The following is a 6,233-nucleotide window of genomic DNA, read 5'->3' as shown; positions in this document are numbered from 1 at the left end:
GAACTAAATAAGTAATAATATACTGATTTATTAATAACCTAGAATGTGAAAATAACAAACTAGGTTTTTTTATGTTTTTAAGAAATATGGTTGACACTTATAGGCAAACAATATATACTACATATGAACATATGTTCATATGTATGAGGTGAAACTATGAAGATTGAATTGGTGTTAAATGGTTTGGATTGCGCACATTGTGCTTCCGAAATAGAAAACAAAATAAGTGGTATGAATTCCGTTGAAAAAGCTCATGTTGATTTTATGTCTAAAAAATTAACGTTTTATCCAAAAGATAATATGAATATAGATAGTATAAAAAATGAAATCAAAAAGATAGTAAAAGAAATGGAACCAGATGTAGATGTAACAGAAACTGGTGTTGAGTATGCATTAATTCTTAATGGCTTAGATTGTGCACATTGTGCAGCTGAGATAGAGGAAGCAATATCTAAGGTAGATGGAGTAGAAAAGGTAACAGTAGACTTCATGAGCACAACTTGTACATACCGTTGTCAAAAAGGTAGTCATGCTAATATAGAAAAAGAAATCATTAGAATAATTAATGAAAAAGAACCAGATGTTGTGGTGAATAAAAAAGGCAGTGAATATTCATTGTTTTTTAAAGGCTTAGATTGTGCACATTGTGCAGCTGAGATAGAGGAAGCAATATCTAAGGTAGATGGAGTAGAAAAAGTAACAGTAGATTTTATGAGTACTACTTGTACATACAGTTGTCAAAAAAACAAACAGGTTGAAATAGAGAACTCTATTATTAATATAGTAAAAGAAATGGAACCAGATGTAATTGTTGAACATATTAAGACAACAAATCAATCAGTAGAAAAAGAACATGACTTTAAAAAAGCATTATATAGAATAGTAGTTGGCGCAATAATTTTTGCAATTGGATTAATTATAATTGATACAAGTATTCTAGGGGTAGTGTTAATGTTAATTGCCTATGTAATTTTAGGTTACGATGTTGTTTATAACGCAGTGAGAAATATATTAAAAGGTCAATGGTTTGATGAAAACTTCTTAATGGCACTAGCGACTATAGTAGCGATTATGTTACAGGATTATAAAGAAGCAGTAGCGGTTATGTTGTTTTACCAAGTGGGTGAATACTTCCAAGAAAAAGCAGTATACTCTAGTCGCAAATCAATTGCAGATTTAATGGATATTAGACCAGATGTAGCTCACGTATTAAGAGGGATTGAAACAGTTGATTTATCGCCAGAGGAGGTAATGGTTAACGATGTTGTGGTTGTTAAACCAGGGGAGCGAATTCCATTAGATGGTGTTATTAAAAAGGGAATGAGTAGTTTAGATACATCCAGTTTAACGGGTGAAAGCTTAGAACGAGATGTTCAAGAGGGTGATGAAGTATTAAGTGGTAGTGTTAATCAAAGAGGACTATTAGAAATACAAGTAACAAAACCATATGGTGAAAGTACTGTAAGTAAAATTTTAGAGCTTGTTGAAAATACGAGTAGTAGAAAAACAAAATCAGAAAATTTTATCACTAAATTTTCAAAAGTATATACACCAATTGTGGTGCTATTAGCGGTTGCAATTGCGGCGTTTCTTCCAGTATTTATGCCAGGGATTACGTATTATGATTCAATTGAACGTGCTTGTGCATTCTTAGTAATTTCATGTCCATGTGCATTGGTAATAAGCATACCACTAGGTTTCTTTGCTGGTATTGGTGGATTAAGTAAAAATGGAATATTAGTAAAAGGTAGCACGGTAATTGAGAACTTATCAGTATTAAAACAAATGGTTTTTGACAAGACAGGAACAATAACCGAGGGTAAATTTGGGGTTAGTAAAATACTAGGGAATGAAAATGCATTAGAATATGCAGCATATGCAGAAAACAATTCTACTCATCCTATTGCGACATCAATTCTTGAAGCTTATGGTAAAGAAATAGATGGAACAAGAATAATGGATGTGGAAGAAATTGCTGGACATGGTATCTCGGTAAAACTTGATGGTGATGTAATATTAGTTGGCAATGAGAAATTAATGAATCAATTTAATGTTGATTATCCTAGGGTAGATGAATTAGGCACATTGGTGTTAGTGGCAAAAAATAATGAATATGTTGGTACAATTATTATTGAAGATCGACTCAAAAAAGATTCTAAACAAGCGATTCAATCACTTAAAGCAACAGGTATTTCTAGTGTAATGTTAAGTGGTGATAGAAAAGTTGTTGCGGAGCACATTGCAAAAGAAGTTGGTATTGATTCAGTTTATAGTGAATGTTTACCAAATCAAAAAGTAGAAGTTGTTGAAAAACTATTGCCTAATGGTAAGCTAGGATTTGCAGGAGATGGAATTAATGATGCTCCAGTACTTGCGTTAGCAGATCTAGGATTTGCGATGGGTGGAGTTGGTAGTGATGCAGCAATTGAAGCTGCAGATGTTGTGATTATGGATGATAACTTAAATAAAATTCCATTAGCTATCAACCGCTCAAAGAAAACAATGAAAATTGTACAACAAAATATTGTTGGAGCGATTGGTATTAAATTATTGGTATTAGTTATGGCTGGATTTGGTCTTGCTGGTATGTGGCTTGCAATATTTGCTGATGTTGGTGTATCGGTATTAGCGATTCTTAATTCAATAAGATTACTTAAGAAATAGAATTTATCCTCATTTTGAAATGAGGATTTTCTTTTGGTAAAAATGATTTATAACTCAAAAAAATGGATGTTATAGGTTATAATAGAAAAGAATTAGAATGGATGATAAAAATGATTAAGAAAATATTTTCTTCTTTATTGTGTATAGGATTAATAATTGGTAATTATTTACCTCTTTTTGCCGAGGACACAGAGCCTACATCAGAGCCAACAGCAACTCCAGTTGTTGATAGTTTAGCATTGAATGCCAAAACAGCAGTATTAATAGATGCTAAAACGGGGATGGTTCTATATCAAAAGAATATGAATGAACAAAGATATCCGGCAAGTATTACAAAGATACTCACAAACTATATTGCGCTAGAGAAATTAGATTCTAGTGCGGTGTTATCAGCAAGTGCAACGGCGATAGATAATATAGATAGAACAAGTAGTCATATCTGGTTAGATTATGGCGAGGAAGCACCAATGATTGATTTGGTATATGCATCGATTATGGCGAGTGCGAATGATGCATCCAATGTTCTTGCGGAAGCAGTAAGTGGTACACAAGAAGAATTTGCAAAATTAATGAATGAAGTAGCTACAAGTGTTGGTGCTAAAAATAGTAATTTTTCAAATGCTCATGGATTAAATGATGATGGTCATGTAACTACAGCATATGATATGGCAATGATAACTAGGGCTGCCTTACGCAATGAAAAGTTCAAAGAAGTATTTGGACAAGTGCGATATGATATGGCACCTACAAATAAACAAACAGAAACTAGAGTGTTTTCAACAGGAAATGAAATGTTGAAGAATTCTAAGTATAGTTATGAATATGTGACAGGTGGTAAAACAGGTTGGACAGAAGACGCTGGATATACCATGGTGAATAGTGCCACGAAAGACAATATGGATTTAATAGGTGTTGTTATGGGGTGTGATAGTGGTGATGCACGTTATGAAGATATGACTAAGTTATTAAACTATGGATTCAATAATTACAAGACTGTGACTATTTCAAATGAAATAGGTGATGTACACTCAGAGGTGAAAGAAGGAAGTAAAGTAATAGGGGAAGTTGATTTTACTTTAGCTAATTCATTGAATGTGTTGTTACCGATGTCAGTTGATGAAAGTTTAATTGTTTTAGAAACAGAAGTACGTAAACAAGATGAGGGTAGTAATATAGAAGGATATGCAGTTATAAAGATTGATGGCGATGTTGTAGGAGAAGTTGAATTAGAAAAACATATCACATTATATGATCTTAGTTTTAAGGGAAGTACATTGCCTAAAATAGTGACTGTAATTGATTGGATAAGCGTTGGAATCTTAGCGTTATTTATCGGATTAAAGGTGCTTATATTTATAATGAAAAGCACAAAGCTACCAGAATAGTGAAGTTAAAAATACGACATATTTCACAAGTTGAAAAATCGTTTGTGAAATGACAAACGATTAATTGACACGGTATTCGATAAAAAGTATAATGAGAACTACGGAGGAAGAAATAAAATGAAAAAACTATTAACATTATTAGTTGCTGCAATGGTTTTAGTTGGATGTTCAAGCAAACCTGCTACACCAACAGAAACACCTGCAGAAACTGAAGCACCTGTTGAAACAACAGGATTAAAAGTGGGAATTGGTTCTGTAACATCTATCAAAGTTGCTGATGCATCTGAAGATAAAGATGGACAAGCTCAATTCAACACTACATTTGCAACTGTAGTATTAGAAGGTGACGTAATTAAATACGTTTCTATCGATACTGCACAAAACACAGGTAAATTTAGCACAGCTGGTGCTGTTACAGCTCCAGAAGATCCAACAGTAACACCTACTAAGAAAGAAAAAGGAGCAGACTACGGTATGCTTTCAGCTTCTGCTATTGGTAAAGAATGGTTCGAACAAATCGAAGCTTTAGAAGCTTATGCAGTTGGAAAAACAGTTGCTGAAGTAGTAGCTATGCCAACAGTAAATACAGAAGATCATGACAATGTTCCTGATGTAGAAGAATTAAAAACTACATGTACAATGTCAGTTGGAGATTACTTAAAAGCTATCCAAGTTGCTGCTGACAATGCAGTAGCTGTTGAAAACGTCGCTAAAGTTGGAACTGGTTCAGTTACAAGCTTAAACATTGCTGATGCAACAGAAGACAAAGATGGTCAAGTTCAAGCAAACACTTCATTTGCAGTAGTAGCTTTAGATGCTGATGGTAAGATTGTTTACACAAGTATCGATACTGCTCAAAATGCAGGTAAATTTAACACAACTGGTGTGATTACAGCTCCAGAAGATACAACAGTAACACCTACTAAGAAAGAAAAAGGAGCAGACTACGGTATGCTTTCAGCTTCTGAAATTGGTAAAGAATGGTTTGAACAAATCGCTGCTTTAGAAGCTTACGCAATTGGTAAGACTCCTCAAGAAATCATCGATATGCCAACATTCGATAAAGGTGACGGAAACCATACAAATGTACCTGATGTTGAAGAATTAAAGACAACTTGTACAATGACTATTGGTGACTACCAAAAAGCTATCCAATCTGCTGCTAACAACGCTGTAGAAATTAAATAGTTTAAATTAACTTTTGAAGCAAAGGTCATTCGACCTTTGCTTTTTCTATGCTTTTAAGAAGTTGAGATTTAAAGTGATTGAAAATGCATAATCAAAAGGGATGTTACATTCACGACAAAATAGAGGGGTTTTAGGTAACGCTAGCCACTTTTATTACCTCTTTTTAATAGTGTGTGCTAAAATAGATGTACAAAGGGTGATATGAATGAAGACTTTTAAGTGTGTACTTATAGATAAAAATAAGAAAAAAGTAACTAGAATAATTGAAGCAGAGAATGAACAAAGTTTGTTGTTAAAGATAAAACAAATGGAGTACTACCTTGTTAGTAAAGATGAAGTAGTAAAAGAAACAAAAGCTATTAAAAAGATGAAGCCGAAAGACCTCATCATTTTCTGCCGTCAAATTTCAGTTATGCTTGAAAGTGGTATTACTATAATTAAAGCCATTCATATTCTTGAAACTAAGAGTACTAACCCTAAAACAAAAGTTGTTTATGAAAGAATTTATGAGTCGATGCAAAAAGGTAATAGTTTATCTACTGCCATGAAAGCACAAGAAGTATTCCCTAATATATTAATTAACATGATTGAAGCCGGAGAAACTGGTGGAATTGTTGAAAAGAATTTAGCGAAAATGGGTGAACACTTTGAAAAAGAAAACAAATTAAATAACAAAATAAAAAGTGCAATGATGTACCCAATGATTTTGAGTGTCGTTGCGATAGTTGTAGTTATTTTCTTAGTGACACTAGTTCTTCCGACATTCTTTGAATTGTATGAAGGCCAAGATTTACCGGTAATTACTCAAATTCTTGTATCATTTAGTAATATTTTGACAAAGTATTGGATGATTGTACTTGGTGGTGTTGCGATAATTGGCATGTGTATTCCAATTATATGTAAACTAAAACCAGTAAGATTTGCAATTGACTCATTTAAACTAAATGGACCAGTTGTTGGTAAATTGAATAGAACAATTTATTCTGCTCGATGTGC

Annotated in this window: 4 protein-coding genes; all 4 read left to right on the top strand. The window is 33.2% G+C overall.

Annotated features, from left to right (window positions below; all coding sequences use genetic code 11):
- The first annotated feature begins 156 nt into the window (after window positions 1-156).
- Window positions 157-2,664 (top strand): heavy metal translocating P-type ATPase, encoded by a 2,508-nt coding sequence (locus tag RR430_RS03935; RefSeq protein ID WP_332508689.1) that lies wholly within the window; start codon window positions 157-159, stop codon window positions 2,662-2,664.
- A gap of 110 nt (window positions 2,665-2,774) precedes the next feature.
- Window positions 2,775-4,049, top strand: a complete 1,275-nt coding sequence (locus RR430_RS03930) for a D-alanyl-D-alanine carboxypeptidase family protein (RefSeq protein ID WP_332487701.1) — start codon at window positions 2,775-2,777, stop codon at window positions 4,047-4,049.
- A 117-nt stretch (window positions 4,050-4,166) separates the two neighbouring features.
- On the top strand, window positions 4,167-5,237 hold the full coding sequence (locus tag RR430_RS03925; protein ID WP_332487703.1) for a hypothetical protein: 1,071 nt from the start codon (window positions 4,167-4,169) through the stop codon (window positions 5,235-5,237).
- A 205-nt stretch (window positions 5,238-5,442) separates the two neighbouring features.
- The coding region (locus tag RR430_RS03920) for a type II secretion system F family protein (protein WP_332508687.1) at window positions 5,443-6,233 on the top strand (791 nt) is incomplete at its 3' end.

It is taken from the genome of Anaerorhabdus sp. (assembly GCF_036641015.1).
Classification (GTDB): Bacteria; Bacillota_I; Bacilli_A; order Erysipelotrichales; family Erysipelotrichaceae; genus Anaerorhabdus.
This window is presented reverse-complemented; position numbering and strand designations above follow the sequence as displayed.

Bases quoted from the DNA above. Each gene is read 5' to 3' on its own strand.
- RR430_RS03935 (WP_332508689.1), top strand. From the start codon at position 157: ATGAAGATTGAATTGGTGTTAAATGGTTTGGATTGCGCACATTGTGCT.
- RR430_RS03930 (WP_332487701.1), top strand. From the start codon at position 2,775: ATGATTAAGAAAATATTTTCTTCTTTATTGTGTATAGGATTAATAATT.
- RR430_RS03925 (WP_332487703.1), top strand. From the start codon at position 4,167: ATGAAAAAACTATTAACATTATTAGTTGCTGCAATGGTTTTAGTTGGA.